This is a genomic window from Bradyrhizobium sp. 190 (assembly GCF_023073415.1).
Taxonomy (GTDB): Bacteria; Pseudomonadota; Alphaproteobacteria; order Rhizobiales; family Xanthobacteraceae; genus Bradyrhizobium.
The window spans coordinates 926,437-942,382 of the sequence record NZ_JADPJL010000008.1; the positions used below are offsets into that span (position 1 = coordinate 926,437).

Sequence of the window (15,946 nt, forward strand, 5' to 3'; positions counted from 1 at the left end):
AGCAAGCGACACGTATGGATCGCGCGAATTCACAGATCCGACAACGAAGCTGTTCCAAATGCAATTGCTGCTCAGACCGAGTGCTGGGCGCGGATACACTTAGGTCAAGGCATAGACCTTGGCCTCCCACGGAAAGATCGGCTCCCGGCCGGCCCATTCGAGCGGCACGTTGCGATCCTGCGTGACCTCGCGCCAGTGCATGCCCGTTGGGGTCGTCGGCCAGTTCGGCACGCGGTATTCAGAAGCGGGCGCGAACGGCAGCGCCGTTTCAAAATCCGAAAAATTGGCGACGACGACCACGGGGTGGTCGATTCCCGGCCGGCCCCGCCGCCAGACAAGCACGCGTTTACCCTGCTCGAAATCGACGTGGATGAACTGCGTGTCGTTGACAGCAAGCGCATCAGACCTCGTGCGAAAACGGACGAGGCGGGCGCAATAGTCGAATACGCGCCGGCGCCAAGTGTCTTGCAGGCGATCGAAGTTCACTGGATCGACCTGCTTTTGCGGATGGACGACCGCGAGGTCATGCTGGTCAGCGAACTCTTCGCCCGCGAAAATCATGGGGATGCCGACGGCAGTCATCAGGCAGACGAAGGCGAGCTTGATCCGCCGCTCCGTGTTCCAAACGCCATTGTTGTTGAGAAGATTGTACAGCCGCTCGTTCCTGACGCCCTCAACATCGTGCGAGGTCACGTAGTTGATCGCTTGAGAGCCATCGGCGAAGCCAAGCAGACGGCAGTCGATCAGTTTGCGCACCGTCCACTCGAAACTCGGCTCCTTTTCGTCATTTCGTCCCATGATGGCGTAGCGAACCATCCGCTTGAACTCTTCGTTCCACAGGCCGTCGAGGCGGTTCTGGCGCACAAGATCAATCGGTACCGCCAGATCCTCGCCGACGACGAGGAAGCGTTCGTCGGCAACCTGTTCCAGCAAGCCCTGCGCCAGCCACCGCGAGCGCCATATGGCACGGGCAAGATCCTTGTACTCTTGTACGAAGTCCCAGTTCATGATGTTGGGCACGCTGTCTATCCGGATGCCATCGATCCGAAAGTCGAGCATCCAGTGCGCAAGGCAGGTCAGCATGAGGCGACGCGCCGGCACGAGGCGGGCGGTTCCGCCGGCGATCGGATCGTAAGCGTCGGTCAAGAAGTTGTACTTGAAGAGGTCACCGCCAAAGTCGTCCCGGGCGTCTTCCTCGGGGTCGCCCGTCCCGCGGTGGATGTGGAAGTCGAGAAAATTGATGTACCGATACGCATACCGTGTTGCGAAGGCCATCACGACATCAGCGAAGAACCGAAGGCGATGCCGATGGCACGCGGTCACAAGCGCTGCAAGATCGGCGGATGCCGTCGGCGAGGCATGGACCCTCGGAAATCCCAAATCAAAATCGGCGGCGAAATAGTTGCTTGTCGCGTAGCCCCACTCGCGGTTGACGAAGCTGTCAGCCGGCGGCAAGAGTTCGAGAGCATTGACGCCGAGGTCTTCGAGATGTGCCTCGCCGGGCGCGAGCGCGGCTACGCCCGCGAAATTGGTCGCTGCCGCGGTCCGCTCGATGAGCGCAAGGATATCACGGAAAGTCCCACTGGCGACGCTGACGGTGCCCTCTGTTTCAATCCGGCTCCACCGCGTCGGCAGCTCGTAGATGACGAGATGGTTGTTGCCGGGAAGTCCTTCGAGCCGTGGGTCGTTCTGCCAGTCCGGTTCGTCGCCGGCGGGATCGCAGGGCACCAGCTCATTTTCCCGCCACTTCACTACGGCCGCCGGCCCGCGGTCGTCGTCGGTGAACGGGAGCGGCAGCGCCGGTGCGCGCAGCCGCCAATCCACCGTCCAGGCGGTCGGGTCCGTGCACAGGATGCGCGTCGACACCGGCGTCTTCGGGTTCGCGTTGGTGACTTCGAACCAATAGTGATAGACGCGGTTGTTCGCCAGCCCACAGGCTGCGGCCGCTACTTCCCATAGATCGGCCGAGACCGGTGAAGCAGCCAGATCGAACCTGTTCAGCTGCTGAAAGCTCGGTGGGTTTCCCTCGAGGAACGTGCCGATGACAAGGGCGGGTGGCGGGTTCACACGTCCCGGGCGCCAGAGCACGAAATGGGTTCGCTTTCTCTGGAGAAGATCAAAGGGCATCGGCCTCTTCCTCGGATGTCTGCGGCACCGCACCACCCACGTTACGCGCGTGCCAATAATCCGCGATCGGGATACTGGCTGCCGCAATCATCTCGCGCGCAGGTACGTTGCCCTGATGAATATAGCGCGATACCGCAGCCTCACTGCGGAGGTCGCAGTTCGATGCCGTAGCGAGCATAGATCCGCGCGATGGTGCCATCGGCCAGCATGGCCTCGATCGCCGCATCGACACCCTGTTGCAGCTTGTCGTCGGGGCGGATCAGCCCCGCCGCAATATTCCAGTTCAAATCCTGGTCGCTCTCGAAGGCCGGAATCAGGCGTAACGGCTTGTCGGCATGCTGCAGGTTGAACCAGCCGACCGTCATCGGTGTGACGGCGGCCGCTTCGATCTCGCGATTGGCTAGCGCTGCAACAATGTCATCCTCGTATACGAACGGGGAGGTGACGGCGCCGCCCTTGCCGAGCGTCATGGAGACCAGCGAGCCGACCTGTACCCCGACCCGCTGATAGGAATCGAGGCTTGCCAGCGACGACGCCTTCGAATCGCTGCGCACCGCGAGCACGACGCCGCTGCGATGATAAGGGCGCGTAACCCGTACACCGCCCGCAGGCGGCGCATCCTTGCGGGCGATGACGTCGAGCACGAGGTCGCAATCGGCGCGGCGATACTGGATCGCACTGACCACCCATTCCCGCGTCAGCTTGACACCGAGTTGCTCGGCAATCTTCTCGCCGAGTTCGATCTGAAATCCCGGGACCGGTCCGGACTTGCTGGCAAACGGCAGCGCGTTGGGGCTGGCGCAGAGCGTCAGCGCGCCGCGTTCGATGACGGCTTCCAGCGAGCGGGCATCCGCCGACGCGTTCCACAGCATTACCAGCGACAGGCTTGCCGCGTATCTGATGAGGCGATATCGCGGTCTCCACGCCGCAGAAGACGCCTTAGTCATCGAGCCCTCGAATGTACGCCATGAGCGCGGTGATCTGGGCGTCATTGAACACCGCCCCATACGCGGGCATGGAGCCCGTCTTGCCCTTCTTGATACGCTCGATCATGAATTCGTCGCTGCGCTCGGACTTCGACAGCTTCGGACCCCGGCCGGCATGGCGGCCGCCATCCTGGTGACAAAAGCCGCAATTGCTAGAGAACATTTTCCGGCCCTCGAGGTCGTTCGGCGAGGCTTCGGTTTTCGCCTGCGAACTCGTAGAGTCTGCTGAGTTGGGCTGTTGGGCAAACGCGACGGTCGACAGCCATGGCCAGATGATGGCCAGGGAGGCCGCAGTTACAAACGGTATTCGCATTCCGGCATCCGTATTTGCCGCAAGCGCGGCCATGTATTGGCAGGCAAAGGCGGCAGGGGCGATCGATCCCTGCCGCCCACGCCAACGTCATTGTCTGAGCGCGAAGACCACCAGGGCTCCGGTATTCTTCGACATGCTCTTGAAGGGCTCGCCATAGAGCGCGACGAACTCGTCGGCCACCAGGCTGCCCCAGCCTGCCGGTACGGCGATGTACTGCTTGCCACCGGCCATGTAGCTGATGATGCCGGCGTTATGTCCCATGCCGTTGTTGCGCGACCAGAGCTCTTCGCCGGTTTCCGCATTGTAGGCGTGCACGATGCCTTCGGAGTCCGGCACGAATACCAGATTGCCCGCGGTGGCGAGAACGCTGGCGAGCGGCGGGTACTTGTATTGCACCTCCCATTTCTTGGCACCGGTGACCGGATCGCGGCCGCTGAGATGACCACGGGCCGGTCCGTCCGGCGGCGGGATAAACTTGAACGTGGCGCCGATGTTGAGCTGGGCCATCGGCTCCAGGACCGGCGTGCTCTTCTCGACGGTCAGCTCCATGCACCACTCCTGCCCGATCCGGTAGAAGAGGCCGGTCTTGGGGCTGTAGGCGCCGGAGTTCCAACTGATGCCGCCGGCGATGGCCGGGCACAATGGCGGGTCCACCTTGCCTTCCGAGAGATCGCGGCGACCGATCAGTTCGCCGGTCTTCGGATCGATGCTCTTGACGAAGTTGATGTTCTTTACCAGCTGCCAGACGTTCTCGATCTTGGCGTTGGACCGATCGTAGACGAAGATGTGTCCGCCCTTGTTGGCGTGCACGACGAGCTTCTTGCCGCCACGGTCGATCATGACGAACTCTCCCACGGAAGAGTCGAAGTCCCAGGCGTCGTGCGGTAGCTCCTGATGGTAGAATTTGAGCTTGCCGGTATCGGGATCGAGCGCGATGACCGAAGTCGTGTAGAGATTTTCGCCCGGCCGCGGTCCGCTCTTCTTCCAGTCCGCGCCAGCCCAGTCGTAGAGCGGGGCCGGGTTGGCGGTGCCCCACCACACCGCATTGTTTTCCGGGTCATAGGTGCCGGGCATCCAGCCGCCGCCGCCGCCGGTACGCCAGGAGTCACCACCCCAGGTCTTCATGGCCTCTTCGGTACCGGCGACCGTGAAGAATTCCCATTTCTTCTGTCCGGTCTTGCCGTCGACGCCGAAGATCGGTCCGCGATGCGGCCATTCACCGCCCTGAGCGCCAATGATCACCTTGTCCTTGACCACTAGCGGCGCGCCGGTGAAGCCGACCGTCATCTTCTTGGAATCCAGCAGCTTGGTGTCCCACGCCGGCTTGCCGTCCTTCAGATTGAGCGCGATCAGGCGCCCATCGACCGTGCCGACGTAGAGATTGCCGTGTCCGATGGCGATCCCGCGGTTGTAGGGCGAATGCGTCTGCTTGGCGACCAGCTCTTCGTCGAGCTCCGGCGCGTAGGACCAGATTGTCCTGCCGGTCGCGCCGTCCAGCGCCCAGATACGGCTGTAGGAGCCCGAATAGTACAGCACGCCGTCAAGGGCCAGCGGCGTTGACTGCAGACCGCGGGTGGCGCGCTCCGGAAAATGCATCCAGGCAACTTCGAGATTCTTGACGTTGCCGGTATTGATCTGGTCGAGGCCGCTGTAATGGTAGGACTTGTAGGTGCCGTGATAGGTCGGCCAGTCGTTCTGGGCCGCCTCGGCATTGAGGGCCGCGTCTTGAGGCTGCGTCGGCGCTTGAGCGCGCGTCGGCGAGACAGTGACCAGGGCAGCCACCGCCAGCGCGGCGCAGCCGACGAGATATCTTTCATGGAAAGTCATCTGTATCCTCCCCTTGGTTTGTTGGTTGGGCCGAATTTTCGTCGCGACCCTTGCAGAATGCTCTGGTGTCAAAGCCTCATAGGGTCGGTGGTTCGAGATGGATGGCACGTACCGGCGGGACTACCATCGCGAGGAGACGGCAGCACTTCTTGTCGCCTGAGTGAGAAGCGGACAGAGGTTCGGGCGAAGGATTGTTTTCGAGGAGGGCGCCATCCAGGGCAGGGCGGCAGATGCCGCCATGGCCAGAACTTGCCTGCCCCGTGCTGCTCCCGGCGATGTCGGTGCGGTGCACCATGACACGTCCCTCGATGCGCACGCCATTAGTTGACCGGATTGTTGTTTTTTTGTGGACCATCGGTCGGCAACCTTAGGGCCAGCGATAGCGCCTGCGCAGGCGCATCGCAGCATCAGCTGATCGGCGAAGATCCGATGCCGCCGTTGCCCACAGACGCCGAGAGCGTCAGTCGCTAAAGTTGCTCGGTGGACACGCGAAGCCAACGTCACACTTCGTTCAAGAACTGCGTGCTAAATGGCACCTGATCGTCATGGCCGGATGTACGCCGTGGCTTTTCGGGCCCCGGCTTTCATGCCGGGGTTTTTCGTTATGTCTGGAGGCTGCGAGCCTCGCGATGTGCTCCACGACCGTCTCTCGCGACAAGAAGACTTAGGGGCAGGTGACGATGGGTGCGGTTTACCGTCTGGCGATGCGCGAGGACGCAAGCCGTCTCTACGACATTCGACGGCGATCGATCGTTGAGCTTGCACCTCCGACAATGCCGAAGGCCGAGGCGGAGGCGTGGGCAACGAAGCTCACACCATCCGGAATGGAGCGAAAGCTGCGTGAGCTGGAAGTTTGGGTTGCCGAGCTGGACGGCATCGTCGTCGGTTGGGGGGCCATTCACGGCGACAGGCTGGAGGGTTTGTATGCTGCGCCTGAGTTTGCCGGGCAGGGCGGAGGTGCCGGATTGCTCGATATGCTCGAAGGGCTGATGCGCGACCTCGGGTTCCCTTCGGTGCATGCAGAGGCAAGCTCAAACGCCCGCGATTTCTACCTTCGTCGAGGCTACAGGGCGAACGGTCCTCAAACGCCGGAGGGTGCCTGGCCGATCGCGAAAGAACTTCTGGCCTGAAACAGGGCTGGCAAGAGAATAAGTGCGTTGGGCGGCGGCCAGTTTTGACGGCCCTTTAAGACGTTCGCGGCGCTTGATTTTCGGCGCGCCAGGGGCGACTTTGGCGCCCGCGCGGCGGGGCTGATTGGAGCCCTGCGCGGCGGGTTTTCGGGAGGATATGTTGGCGGACCATCAGGTGCACGATTTGACGCCGGAAGACGTCTCGAAGGGGATGGCGGAAGGGCGCTATCTTCTGGTCGACGTCCGCGAACCCAATGAGGTCGCGGTGGAAGCCTATCCGGACGGTGTGGTCGTTCCGCTCCAGAGCTTCGATCCGGCGGCCATTCCTGACCCGCAGGGAAAGCAGGTGGTTTTCGCCTGCCGTTCGGGCAAGCGCTCGGTGACGGCCTCGCTGGCTGCCCAGGCGGCGGGCCTTCCCTACGACAAGCATCTGGCCGGTGGCATCATCGGCTGGAAGGCTGCGGGGTTGCCGACCAAAACCGGCGGCTGATCCCCACCATGACATCCATGAATAAGGTCTTTGCCGACCTTCCGGTCACCGTGTTCGAGGCGATGTCGCAGGCCGCCCGCGACAACAACGCCATCAATCTCGGCCAGGGCTTTCCCGACGATCCCGGGCCGGAGGATATCCGCCGCGCCGCGGCCGACGCGACGGTGAATGGCTACAACCAATACCCGTCGATGATGGGCATTCCCGAACTGCGGCAGGCGATCGCGGCCCATTACGGACGCTGGCACAAGCTCTCGCTCGATCCGATGACGGAAGTGATGGTGACCTCGGGCGGCACCGAGGCGCTGACGGCGTCCATCCTCGCCGTGGTCGAACCCGGCGACGAGGTCGTGGTGTTCCAGCCGGTCTATGACAGCTATCTGCCGATCATCCGCCAGGCCGGCGGCATTCCGCGCCTGTTGCGGCTCGAACCGCCGGGCTGGCGGCTGACGGAAGAAATGCTGGCCAGCGTCTTCAACCCGAAGACCAAGGCGGTGCTGTTCAACAACCCGCTCAATCCGGCCGCGGTCGTCTATCCCCGCGAGGACCTCGAATTGCTGGCGCGGTTCTGCCAGCAGTTCGACACCATCGCGATCTGTGACGAGGTCTGGGAGCACGTGATCTTCGACGGCCGCGAGCATATCCCGCTGATCACGATTCCGGGCATGCGCGACCGCACCATCAAGGTCGGCAGCGCGGGCAAGATTTTTTCGCTGACGGGATGGAAGATCGGCTTTGTCTGCGCCGCTCCGCCGCTGCTCAGGGTAGCGGCCAAGGTGCATCAGTTTCTGACCTTCACGACAGCGCCGAACCTGCAGGCCGCCGTCGCCTACGGTCTCAACAAGCCCGACGAATATTTTTACGACATGCGCAAGGAACTGGCGCGGAGCAGGGACCGTTTGACGAAGGGATTGGAGAGCATCGGCTTTCCCGTGCTGAAGTCGCAGGGAACGTATTTCCTCACCGTTGATCTATCACCGCTCGGTCTCAACGAAACCGACGTCGAATTCTGCAAGCGTATCGTGACCGATTATAAAGTCGCCGCGATTCCGGTATCGGCGTTCTACGAGCAGGACGCGGTGACCTCGGTAGTGCGTTTCTGTTTTTCCAAGAAGGACGAAACGCTGGATACCGCGCTGGAGCGCCTGTCGGACGCGGTGCACGGCCGCCGCAAGAGGTAGCAGATGCGCGATCCAATCCGGGGCTTGCTTCGCCTGATCAGTATGATGACGGTCGCGCTGTCGCTCTCGCCCGCCCGGGCGCAGGAGCGCACCGTGAACTTCTACAACTGGTCGAACTATATGGCACCGGGGGTGCTGGAGGATTTTACCAAGGAGACCGGCATCAAGGTAGTCTACGACACGTTCGACGCCAACGAGACGCTGGAGACGCGTCTCCTGGCAGGGAAGTCGGGCTACGACGTCGTGGTTCCCACCGGTTATTTCCTGCAGCGCCAGATCACCGCAAAAGTCTTTCTCAAGCTCGACAAGTCGAAACTGCCGAACCTCGCCAACGCCTGGCCTGTCGTGACCGGCCAGCTCGCGACCTACGATCCCGGCAACAATTACGCCGCCAATTACATGTGGGGCACCACGGGCATCGGCTACAACGTCAAGACGATGCAGAAAATCCTCGGGCCGGATGCCAAGATCGACAGCTGGGACATCGTCTTCAAGCCGGAGAATCTTGCAAAATTCAAAGACTGCGGCATCCACATGCTGGATTCCGCCGACGACATCTTGCCCGCGGCGCTGAGCTATCTCGGCATCGATCCGAACTCCACCAAGCAGGCCGATCTGGAAAAGGCCGCCGAGCTCGTCAGCAAGATCAGGCCCAATGTCCGCAAGTTTCATTCCTCGGAATATCTGGGCGCGCTGGCATCAGGCGAAATCTGCTTTGTGGTGGGATGGTCGGGCGACATCATGCAGGCGCGCAGCCGTGCGGCGGAAGCAAAGAACGGCATCGAGATCGGCTACACGATTCCGAAAGAAGGCGCGCAGATGTTCTTCGACAATCTGGCGATCCCTGCGGATGCGAAAAACGTCGCGGAGGCCTACGAGCTGATCAATTATCTCTACCGCCCGGACGTTGCGGCGAAGAATTCGGACTTTTTGTCCTACGCCAACGGCAACCTGGCGAGCCAGAAGCTGATCGATCCGAAGATACTCAACGACAGGAATATCTATCCGGACGAGGCGATGCAGAAAAAGCTGTTCGTCATCCAGGCCCGCGACCCCGCCACCCAGCGCATCATCAACCGTCTCTGGACGAAGGTGAAGACGGGGAAGTGATTTTCGCCGTCATTGCGATCGTAGGGTGGGCAAAGGAGCGTTAGCGACGTGCCCACCATCTCTCCGAGTTCACCGGGGGAATGGTGGGCACGCTTCGCTTTGCCCACCCTACAATTTGATTGTTGCCGGAACCCGAGTCGGAATCTATAGCTCCCTCGGGAGCATCACATGACCAACATTCTCACGTTCTTTTCAACGCGCACGCTGCTGCAGATCATCTTCATCCTGGGATCGGCCGTCGCGATGAAGGCGTGGAGCCTCGGCTTGCTGTTCGGCGGATAGGGAAGGTCGGCCGTGCGGGCTACGGCATCGCGGACTACCGCCACCTTCTGTGCAGCCACAGCCACTGATCCGGATATTCGCGCACCCAGCCTTCGATCACTGACGTCACGGCCTGCATCGTGCCTTGGATGTCGATCTGGCCTGAGGCATCGCGCACCGGCTTGACCTCTTCGGACAGCTCCGCGCGGAAGCGGTGGTTGGGCAAACGGATGATCCGCACGCCGTGCACGGGGCATTCGACCTGCCGCAACAGCCGCGCCAGCGTCGGGTTCGCCTTGGTCTTGCGGCCGAAGAACGTCACCTCGACGCCGTTGCCCATGTACTGATCGACCAGCATCGCGACGTGCTGGCCGCGCTGCAGCGCCTCGGCGAGCTTGAGCGGCGCCTCGCGGCCGGCCGGCACCAGCGTGCCCATCTTGACGGCGCGGATCCGTTCGATGGCGCGGTCGGCGGCCTCGATGTTGGGGCGGCGGAACAGGATCGCGCAATCGAGCCCATGGGCGACCGCGCCGAGCGCCGGGATCTCCCAATTGCCGAGATGGCTCGCGAAGATGATCGCCGGCTTGCCGTCGTCGCGCAGGTGGTCGAAAATCTGCTTGGTCCGCGCCCCGAACTCAACGCGGCTCGGTTTGTCCGGATGGTCGACGTCGTAGTCCCAGATGTGATCGAGATGAGCGAACTCGGCGCCGATGCGGCCGAGATTGTCCCACACGCCGGCTAGAATGGTTTCGATCTCCTCGGGCGATTTCTCAGGGAATGCTGCCGTGAGATTCTCGCGCCCGATGCGGTCCTCGCGCAGCCGCCGGCCAATGAAGCGGGTGACGCGGCCGAAGAAATTCGCGGTCTTGTCCGGGTCGAAATAGCGCGTGGTGCGCAGCAGCGCGATCGTCAGCGCGCCCACGGCGGCTTCCGCCACGGGCTTTACGGCGTCGCGCAGGCGCGCCTTGGTGCGTAGGAGCAGGCGGTTCATGTTTGCGAAGCAGCTACCTACTAGACCGGTTCGCGCGTCAGGATCAGCGAGGCGTTTTGGCCGCCGAAACCGAACGAGTTCGACATCACGGCCGTGACCCTGGCATCGCGCGCCGTGTTGCCGACCACGTCGAACAGGATCGCCGGATCCGGAATCTCGTAATTGATGGTCGGCGGAATCCGCTGGTGCTCCAGCGTCAGCAGCGAGAACACCGCCTCGACCGCGCCGGCCGCCGAGATCGTGTGTCCGACCATCGACTTGTTCGACGACACCGGAATCTTCGGCAGATGCTCGCCGAACACGACCGCTGTCGTGTTGTACTCCATCTTGTCGTTTTCCGGCGTCGCGGTGCCGTGCGCGTTGATGTGGTCGATCTGCTCCGGCTCGAGGCCGGCATCCGCCAGCGTCTTGCGCATGCAGCCGATGATCGGCTTGCCGTCGGGGCTGGAGCGGGTGCGGTGGAACGAGTCGGTCAGCTCGCCGCAGCCGGCTACCACGCCGAGAATTTTGGCGCCGCGGGCAGTTGCCGACTCATAGCTTTCCAGCACCATCGCGCCGGCGCCTTCGGCCATCACAAAACCGTCGCGGTTCTTCGAGAACGGCTTTGAGGCGGCCTGCGGCGGATCGTTCTGCGTCGACAGCGCGGACAGCAGCGAGAACCGCACCAGCGCTTCCGGATTGACCGAGCCGTCGGTCGCCACGCACAGCGCGGCATCCGCGTCGCCGCGGCGGATCGCCTCGACGCCGAGCTGGATCGCGGTCGCGCCGGAGGCGCAAGCCGTGGAGAGGGAGATCGGCGAGCCTTTGGTGCCGAAATTTTCAGCGAGATGGCTCGCCACCGAGCCGAACATGAACCGATGATGGTAGGCTGTGAACCGGCCGCCGCCGCTGACGCGCAGCATGTCGTCGTAGCCGAATTCGGTCTTGCCGATCGCGCGCCCGAGTTCGAGTCGTTGCGGCCATTCGACCTCGACCGGCGCCACCGCCAGAAACAGCGGCCCGGGAAAATCGGCCTTGGCGCCGATAGCGGCCTGTTCGAGCGCTTCTTCGGTGGCCATTTCGGCCAGCCGCTCGGTCAATCCCGTCGAGGTGACGGGATCGACGGTGACGAAATCCACCGTGCCCGCCATGGTCGATTTCAACCCGTCGATCGGGAACCGCGTCACGGTGCGAATACCGGATTCACCCGCGGTCAGCTTGCGCCAATTGTCCTGCTTGCCGGCGCCGAGCGACGTCACCACGCCCATGCCGGTGACGACGACGATCGGCCTGCCGAATTTATCTGATGGTGCTGACATGGTTCCCCCGATGTTGCGCCGTAACTGAAAGCGCTCTCGCGCCGATTACTTGACGGCCTCGACCAGGGCCATGCCTTCGCCCTGCCAGTGACCGGCCCCCACCACCACAATCTGGTCCGGGCTATCTGCTTTTTCAACCTCAAGCCCGGTCGGATCGTTGGGCGGAAACAGCGCGCCGCGGGAGAGCGAGAGCGCGGCCAGCGCCAGGCCCAGCGGAAACTGGGTCTCCAGCGTATGGCCGAACATCGTTCCGGTGGCGCGCACGGCAAATCCCGGATGCTGGCGCAAGAAGGCTTTCTCTTCCGAGGTCACCGGCTCGACGCCGGTCGCGCCTGTGATCAGATGGCCGCTGTCGCCGGCAACGCCGAGCTTCGGCCACAGCGCTTCCAGCGATTTGGTCACCGCGCCCGGCTGCTTGCGCTGCGCAAGGTCGGCGACCACCTTGGTCAGTTTTGCATACGGCTTGGCGCCGCGCGCTTCGGCGTGCTCACGTGATTCCAGCACCAGGAAGCAGCCGGCGGAGCCGAGCGCAAAACCGCTTCCGCCTTCGCGCTGCCAGACGGGGGCATACTTCTCTTTCAGATTGAAGTCGCCGAATTCATAGAGGACCAGCAGATCGGAGCGCTCGCCATTGTGAGCGGCGCCGACCAGGGCGATATCGCTCTGTCCGGACGAGATGCGGGCCAGTGCGATCCGCGCCGCGTCGATGGAAGCTGCTTCCTCGCCCATGAAGGTGCGCGACGTTCCGCACACGCCGTGCACGATGGCGATGTTGCCGGCGAGCAGGTTGGAGAGCTGGGCCAGAAACAGCGTCGGCCGCAGATCGTTCATCAGCCGTTCGTTGAGAAAGGCGGGACTCGAATTGCCCTTGGCGTCGGCGGTCATGATCGCGAGGTCGACCGCGAGGTCGCGCTCGCCTCCGCCGGCGGCGACGATCATGTCGGTCCGCCCCAGGATTTCCTTGTTGCCTTTGATGCCGGCCGAATCCAGCGCAAGGCCCGCCGCATATGTGCCGATGCGCTGCCACGCTTCCATCTGGCGCTGATCGCCCTTTTTCGGGATCTGGGCGTCGAAGGTAACAGGGGCGAGCGGATGCACGATGTAGGGCGCAAACCGCTTGTCGTCGACGTTGATCTTCTTCGCGTTCAGCGCATCCCAATGCGCATCCAGCCCTTCGCCGAGCGAGGAGACGATGCCGATACCGGTGATCCAGACTTCCTTCGCAGCCGGAGATTTGGGCTCAGTCATGCGTCATCGCCTGCAGTGGGAAGCCGATTTCGTTGGCCTTCGCGTCCATGTGCACGCGCAGGGCCGGGTCGGGGAAGGGGGCAAGGCCGAAGGTTAATTCAGCGCTGCACTTCAGTTCCTTGCCGACGCGTCCCTTGACCTTGGTGACGGCAAAACCGGAACCTTCGTGCTCGAGCTTCGCCTCGATCGTCAGCAACTGGCCGGGGCTGACGAAACCCCGCATCTTGGCTTCCTTCACGATGGCCAGGAACGGCATGCGCTCGAACTTCAGGACGCCGAGTATCAGCCAGCCGGAGCTCTGCGCCATCGCTTCGGTCAGCAGCACGCCCGGCATGATCGGAAAGCCGGGGAAATGCCCTTCGAAGATGGTATGCGACGCCGGAACCTGGGCCTCGACCGTGATTTTCTTCTCGTCGAGATTGAGGTCGACGATGCGATCGATCAGTTGAAAGTAATCAAGGTTCATGGCGGGCGATTAGGCGCCCGGCGCTGCATTCTTGGCGGCGACCAGTTCGTCGATGCGATCGGCGAGATTTTGCAGCACGAAATACTGCTCGGTCGTGGCCTTGCCGTCGTTGACCTCCTGGGTCCATTTTTCGAGCGGCATCTTGATCCCGAACGCCTTGTCGATGGCAAAGGCGATGTCGAGGAAGTCCAGGCTGTCGATTCCCAGATCGTCGATTGCGTGGCTCTCCGGCTTGATCGTGTCGCGCGGAATGTCGCAGGTTTCCGCGATAATGTTGGCGATCTGATCGAATGTGGAAGACATCATTAAGCCTTTGATATATTGGAGCTAATCCGGAACGGCTTGGAGGAGGCGGGTGAACGGCCCCGGAAGGCCCTGATCCCCCGGCCGGAGTCGAGAGCCCGTATATCGGAGCGGGGGGCTGAGTTCAATGGAAAGGGACCGGGCGGAAGGGGATGGATTTGGGAGCAAAAATGGCGGCTTTTGGTCCCGGGGAGTGATGACGCGGAATTGTTGTGATCCGGGCCGCAATTGATGGGTATCGCTACGCTCCACCCATCCTACGAACGACGCTATCCGCCATGGGCGCTTAACCCGATTCATTCATGAGCCGTGGTCGCAAGCCGCGCTACTATAGTTCAAAGGGCGTGGCCTTCAGCCAGCGCTTCTGACCGGTTGCCGCAGAATCGTCTTGAGCTTTTCCGACGGCGTCTTGCGTGGATCGCTCAGATAGATCTCGTGATGTGGCCCCGCAAACGTCACCCCCTTCGCAGGCATGATCTCGTTGTGAAGCCTGGCGAGCGTCGGGCCTTCGTCGTCATAGCTGCCGATATGCAGCGTCTGCAGGCATCGCCCTTCGTCTAATGGCTCAAGGCGCAGCGAGGCCGGAGGCTCCCCGAGCTTGTCCCGCGATCTTGCCAGGGCGGCCTCGTATAGGGATCGCTCAACGAAGTCAGGCACCATGATCATCATCGTCCATTGTCACAGATGCTTCCGGCGCCCGACAAAATCATCGGGATTGTCAGCCCACCAAAGGCCTTCGAGGGGCGGAACGACGTAGTCTTTTGCCGATTTGGTCTTGCTGGCAAATTTCATCGCGTAGCTCACGGAATATAGCCACTCGATGGCACGCTGGTAGGCTGGATCACGATTGGGGTCGCCTTTGCCGTCGATCTTGACGAATTTCATGACCGGCATTTCGACGGTAGCAAAACTGCCATTAGGTGCGCTGTAGAGCGTTGAGAGCTTCTTCTTGAAATCGATCTTGTCCACGTTCGTCTCTAGTCGGTTATTGGTGCGCTGTGTCCAGGCCAGTAGGATGGGTAGAGCGCAGCGAAACCCATCGGGTCACTGGCCGCCCCGAATGAGCGACTTGTTCGTCGTAGCTCAAGAAGCGTAGGCGGAAGCGACATCCGGGTCCTTCATCCAACGGATCCGCATGTCGCATGCGCTCATGCGGGTTACCCACGCCTCACGACTTCTTCGCCTCATCCAGAAACGCCTGAACCGCTTCGAACAGCTTGAGGCGATTCCTTTCCATGATGATAGTGTGCGTTCCCTCGGCCAGTGCCACGTAGCGTTTTCCCGGTGAGTTCACCAGCAGCGGAAACAGGGTCTGTGCCATGTAGGGCGGCGTGTCGCGGTCCCATTCGGCGCCGACCAATAACGTTGGTACCGTGATCTTGGCGGGATCGTAATAGGGTTTGCCGGCGCCGAAGAATTCCGCGCTGTCCTGCACGACGCCGTTGGGGGCGCGAACCACCGGGGGAGTCATCTTCGCGCCGTCCGGATCGGTTGCGAATGTCGCATCGGCCCACGCGTCGAACCAGCCGGCGGGAATGAGATTGGCTTTCTTGTCCTCGGGCACGCCGGTGTACCATCGCTCCTTCGCCTGATCGCGGTTGACCATCCGATATGCGCCAAGCTTGCCGGCGCCTGGCTGAACGAGTGAAGGCGTTTGCCGGATCCATGACGGCGCGTAGAGGACGAGCCGTTCGACCTTCGAAGCGTTTTGCGTGGTGTAGGTGGCCATCAGCGTCGTGCCCCACGACCAGCCCAGAAGGTTGAGACGCGGAATGTTGCGGCGCTGCAGGATAAAATCGACGGCGGTGCCGATGTCCTTGACTGCGGTCTGGCCGGTGACAACAGGCGCATTGGCTTCGGGCTTGTCGGCCATTTCGCTCGGGCGGGTGGATTTGCCGTAGCCGCGCAGATCGAGAAGCCACACGTCATAACCGCGCGCGGCGATGTATTCCATCCAGGACAAGCCATCGAGCTTGAGGTCGAACGCCGTCTCGGAAGGGTAGGTCGCGCCGTGGACGTACAGCACGGTCTGCTCCGGCCGGAACGAGGTCATGTCCGCCGGCCGCTTGTTGCGGACATATATTTCGATGCCGGGATCGGCCGTCTTGACCATCATCTCTTCAGTCACCAGAGCCCTCGTCTGTGCCAGTGCGGGAATGGAAAGGAGAATTGCGAGAAAAAAGCCTGCTGTCGCGATTGAAAGTCTCAACGGTGC

Annotated in this window: 16 protein-coding genes; 4 read left to right on the forward strand and 12 right to left on the reverse strand. The window is 62.2% G+C overall.

Going from position 1 to position 15,946, the window contains the following annotated elements:
* Window positions 1-99: 99 nt before the first annotated feature.
* From IVB22_RS08245 to IVB22_RS08260, 4 genes are all read right to left on the reverse strand, one after another.
* Window positions 100-2,127: an alpha-amylase family glycosyl hydrolase gene (locus IVB22_RS08245; protein WP_247516790.1), complete on the reverse strand. Its 2,028-nt coding sequence runs from the start codon at window positions 2,125-2,127 to the stop codon at window positions 100-102.
* A gap of 140 nt (window positions 2,128-2,267) precedes the next feature.
* On the reverse strand, window positions 2,268-3,074 hold the full coding sequence (locus IVB22_RS08250) for an ABC transporter substrate-binding protein (protein ID WP_247516791.1): 807 nt from the start codon (window positions 3,072-3,074) through the stop codon (window positions 2,268-2,270).
* On the reverse strand, window positions 3,067-3,459 hold the full coding sequence (locus IVB22_RS08255) for a cytochrome c (RefSeq protein WP_247516792.1): 393 nt from the start codon (window positions 3,457-3,459) through the stop codon (window positions 3,067-3,069). The genes IVB22_RS08250 and IVB22_RS08255 overlap by 8 nt, the downstream gene beginning before the upstream one ends.
* Before the next feature lie 54 nt (window positions 3,460-3,513).
* Complete coding sequence (locus tag IVB22_RS08260; protein WP_247516793.1) at window positions 3,514-5,253, reverse strand: PQQ-binding-like beta-propeller repeat protein; 1,740 nt, start codon at window positions 5,251-5,253, stop codon at window positions 3,514-3,516.
* Window positions 5,254-5,933: 680 nt separating this feature from the next.
* Between IVB22_RS08260 and IVB22_RS08265 the strand changes: the two genes are divergently transcribed.
* The 4 genes from IVB22_RS08265 to IVB22_RS08280 all read left to right on the forward strand — a co-directional run bounded on the left by IVB22_RS08265 (window position 5,934) and on the right by IVB22_RS08280 (window position 9,164).
* Window positions 5,934-6,383 carry a GNAT family N-acetyltransferase gene (locus IVB22_RS08265; RefSeq protein ID WP_247516794.1) on the forward strand — a complete coding sequence of 150 codons (450 nt, stop codon included), beginning with the start codon at window positions 5,934-5,936 and terminating at the stop codon, window positions 6,381-6,383.
* Between the two features lie 157 nt (window positions 6,384-6,540).
* Window positions 6,541-6,873 (forward strand): rhodanese-like domain-containing protein, encoded by a 333-nt coding sequence (locus IVB22_RS08270; RefSeq protein ID WP_247516795.1) that lies wholly within the window; start codon window positions 6,541-6,543, stop codon window positions 6,871-6,873.
* An 8-nt stretch (window positions 6,874-6,881) separates the two neighbouring features.
* Window positions 6,882-8,054: an aminotransferase gene (locus tag IVB22_RS08275; protein WP_247516796.1), complete on the forward strand. Its 1,173-nt coding sequence runs from the start codon at window positions 6,882-6,884 to the stop codon at window positions 8,052-8,054.
* Window positions 8,055-8,096: 42 nt separating this feature from the next.
* Entirely contained in the window at window positions 8,097-9,164 is a 1,068-nt protein-coding gene (locus IVB22_RS08280; protein ID WP_247516982.1) for a polyamine ABC transporter substrate-binding protein, read from the forward strand.
* A gap of 316 nt (window positions 9,165-9,480) precedes the next feature.
* Here the strand turns inward: IVB22_RS08280 and IVB22_RS08285 are convergent, their stop codons facing one another.
* The 8 genes from IVB22_RS08285 to IVB22_RS08320 form a co-directional block, all read right to left on the reverse strand.
* Complete coding sequence (locus IVB22_RS08285) at window positions 9,481-10,416, reverse strand: lipid A biosynthesis lauroyl acyltransferase (protein WP_247516797.1); 936 nt, start codon at window positions 10,414-10,416, stop codon at window positions 9,481-9,483.
* A gap of 20 nt (window positions 10,417-10,436) precedes the next feature.
* The gene (locus IVB22_RS08290) at window positions 10,437-11,714 is read right to left on the reverse strand and encodes a beta-ketoacyl-ACP synthase (RefSeq protein WP_247516798.1); all 1,278 of its coding nucleotides are present in this window, start codon (window positions 11,712-11,714) and stop codon (window positions 10,437-10,439) included.
* A 45-nt stretch (window positions 11,715-11,759) separates the two neighbouring features.
* A complete protein-coding gene (locus tag IVB22_RS08295; RefSeq protein WP_247516799.1) occupies window positions 11,760-12,962 on the reverse strand; it encodes a beta-ketoacyl-ACP synthase in 1,203 nt (400 codons plus the stop codon).
* Window positions 12,955-13,428: a 3-hydroxyacyl-ACP dehydratase FabZ family protein gene (locus tag IVB22_RS08300; RefSeq protein ID WP_247516800.1), complete on the reverse strand. Its 474-nt coding sequence runs from the start codon at window positions 13,426-13,428 to the stop codon at window positions 12,955-12,957. Before IVB22_RS08300 ends, IVB22_RS08295 begins: the two co-directional genes overlap by 8 nt.
* 9 nt (window positions 13,429-13,437) lie before the next feature.
* Window positions 13,438-13,731 carry an acyl carrier protein gene (locus IVB22_RS08305; RefSeq protein WP_028346689.1) on the reverse strand — a complete coding sequence of 98 codons (294 nt, stop codon included), beginning with the start codon at window positions 13,729-13,731 and terminating at the stop codon, window positions 13,438-13,440.
* 351 nt (window positions 13,732-14,082) lie between these two features.
* The gene (locus IVB22_RS08310) at window positions 14,083-14,391 is read right to left on the reverse strand and encodes a GyrI-like domain-containing protein (RefSeq protein ID WP_247516801.1); all 309 of its coding nucleotides are present in this window, start codon (window positions 14,389-14,391) and stop codon (window positions 14,083-14,085) included.
* Window positions 14,392-14,409: 18 nt separating this feature from the next.
* Window positions 14,410-14,700, reverse strand: coding sequence for a hypothetical protein (locus IVB22_RS08315; protein WP_247516802.1), 291 nt, complete (start codon window positions 14,698-14,700; stop codon window positions 14,410-14,412).
* Window positions 14,701-14,899: 199 nt separating this feature from the next.
* On the reverse strand, window positions 14,900-15,859 hold the full coding sequence (locus tag IVB22_RS08320) for an alpha/beta hydrolase (RefSeq protein WP_247516803.1): 960 nt from the start codon (window positions 15,857-15,859) through the stop codon (window positions 14,900-14,902).
* Window positions 15,860-15,946 lie beyond the last annotated feature (87 nt).

What these genes read in the sequence shown, in the direction of transcription:
- IVB22_RS08290 (WP_247516798.1), bottom strand. Translation starts at nt 11,714, where the DNA reads ATGTCAGCACCATCAGATAAATTCGGCAGGCCGATCGTCGTCGTCACC.
- IVB22_RS08300 (WP_247516800.1), bottom strand. Translation starts at nt 13,428, where the DNA reads ATGAACCTTGATTACTTTCAACTGATCGATCGCATCGTCGACCTCAAT.
- IVB22_RS08260 (WP_247516793.1), bottom strand. Translation starts at nt 5,253, where the DNA reads ATGACTTTCCATGAAAGATATCTCGTCGGCTGCGCCGCGCTGGCGGTG.
- IVB22_RS08245 (WP_247516790.1), bottom strand. Translation starts at nt 2,127, where the DNA reads ATGCCCTTTGATCTTCTCCAGAGAAAGCGAACCCATTTCGTGCTCTGG.
- IVB22_RS08285 (WP_247516797.1), bottom strand. Translation starts at nt 10,416, where the DNA reads ATGAACCGCCTGCTCCTACGCACCAAGGCGCGCCTGCGCGACGCCGTA.
- IVB22_RS08270 (WP_247516795.1), top strand. Translation starts at nt 6,541, where the DNA reads ATGTTGGCGGACCATCAGGTGCACGATTTGACGCCGGAAGACGTCTCG.
- IVB22_RS08275 (WP_247516796.1), top strand. Translation starts at nt 6,882, where the DNA reads ATGACATCCATGAATAAGGTCTTTGCCGACCTTCCGGTCACCGTGTTC.
- IVB22_RS08310 (WP_247516801.1), bottom strand. Translation starts at nt 14,391, where the DNA reads ATGGTGCCTGACTTCGTTGAGCGATCCCTATACGAGGCCGCCCTGGCA.
- IVB22_RS08280 (WP_247516982.1), top strand. Translation starts at nt 8,097, where the DNA reads ATGATGACGGTCGCGCTGTCGCTCTCGCCCGCCCGGGCGCAGGAGCGC.
- IVB22_RS08295 (WP_247516799.1), bottom strand. Translation starts at nt 12,962, where the DNA reads ATGACTGAGCCCAAATCTCCGGCTGCGAAGGAAGTCTGGATCACCGGT.
- IVB22_RS08255 (WP_247516792.1), bottom strand. Translation starts at nt 3,459, where the DNA reads ATGGCCGCGCTTGCGGCAAATACGGATGCCGGAATGCGAATACCGTTT.
- IVB22_RS08250 (WP_247516791.1), bottom strand. Translation starts at nt 3,074, where the DNA reads ATGACTAAGGCGTCTTCTGCGGCGTGGAGACCGCGATATCGCCTCATC.
- IVB22_RS08265 (WP_247516794.1), top strand. Translation starts at nt 5,934, where the DNA reads ATGGGTGCGGTTTACCGTCTGGCGATGCGCGAGGACGCAAGCCGTCTC.
- IVB22_RS08305 (WP_028346689.1), bottom strand. Translation starts at nt 13,731, where the DNA reads ATGTCTTCCACATTCGATCAGATCGCCAACATTATCGCGGAAACCTGC.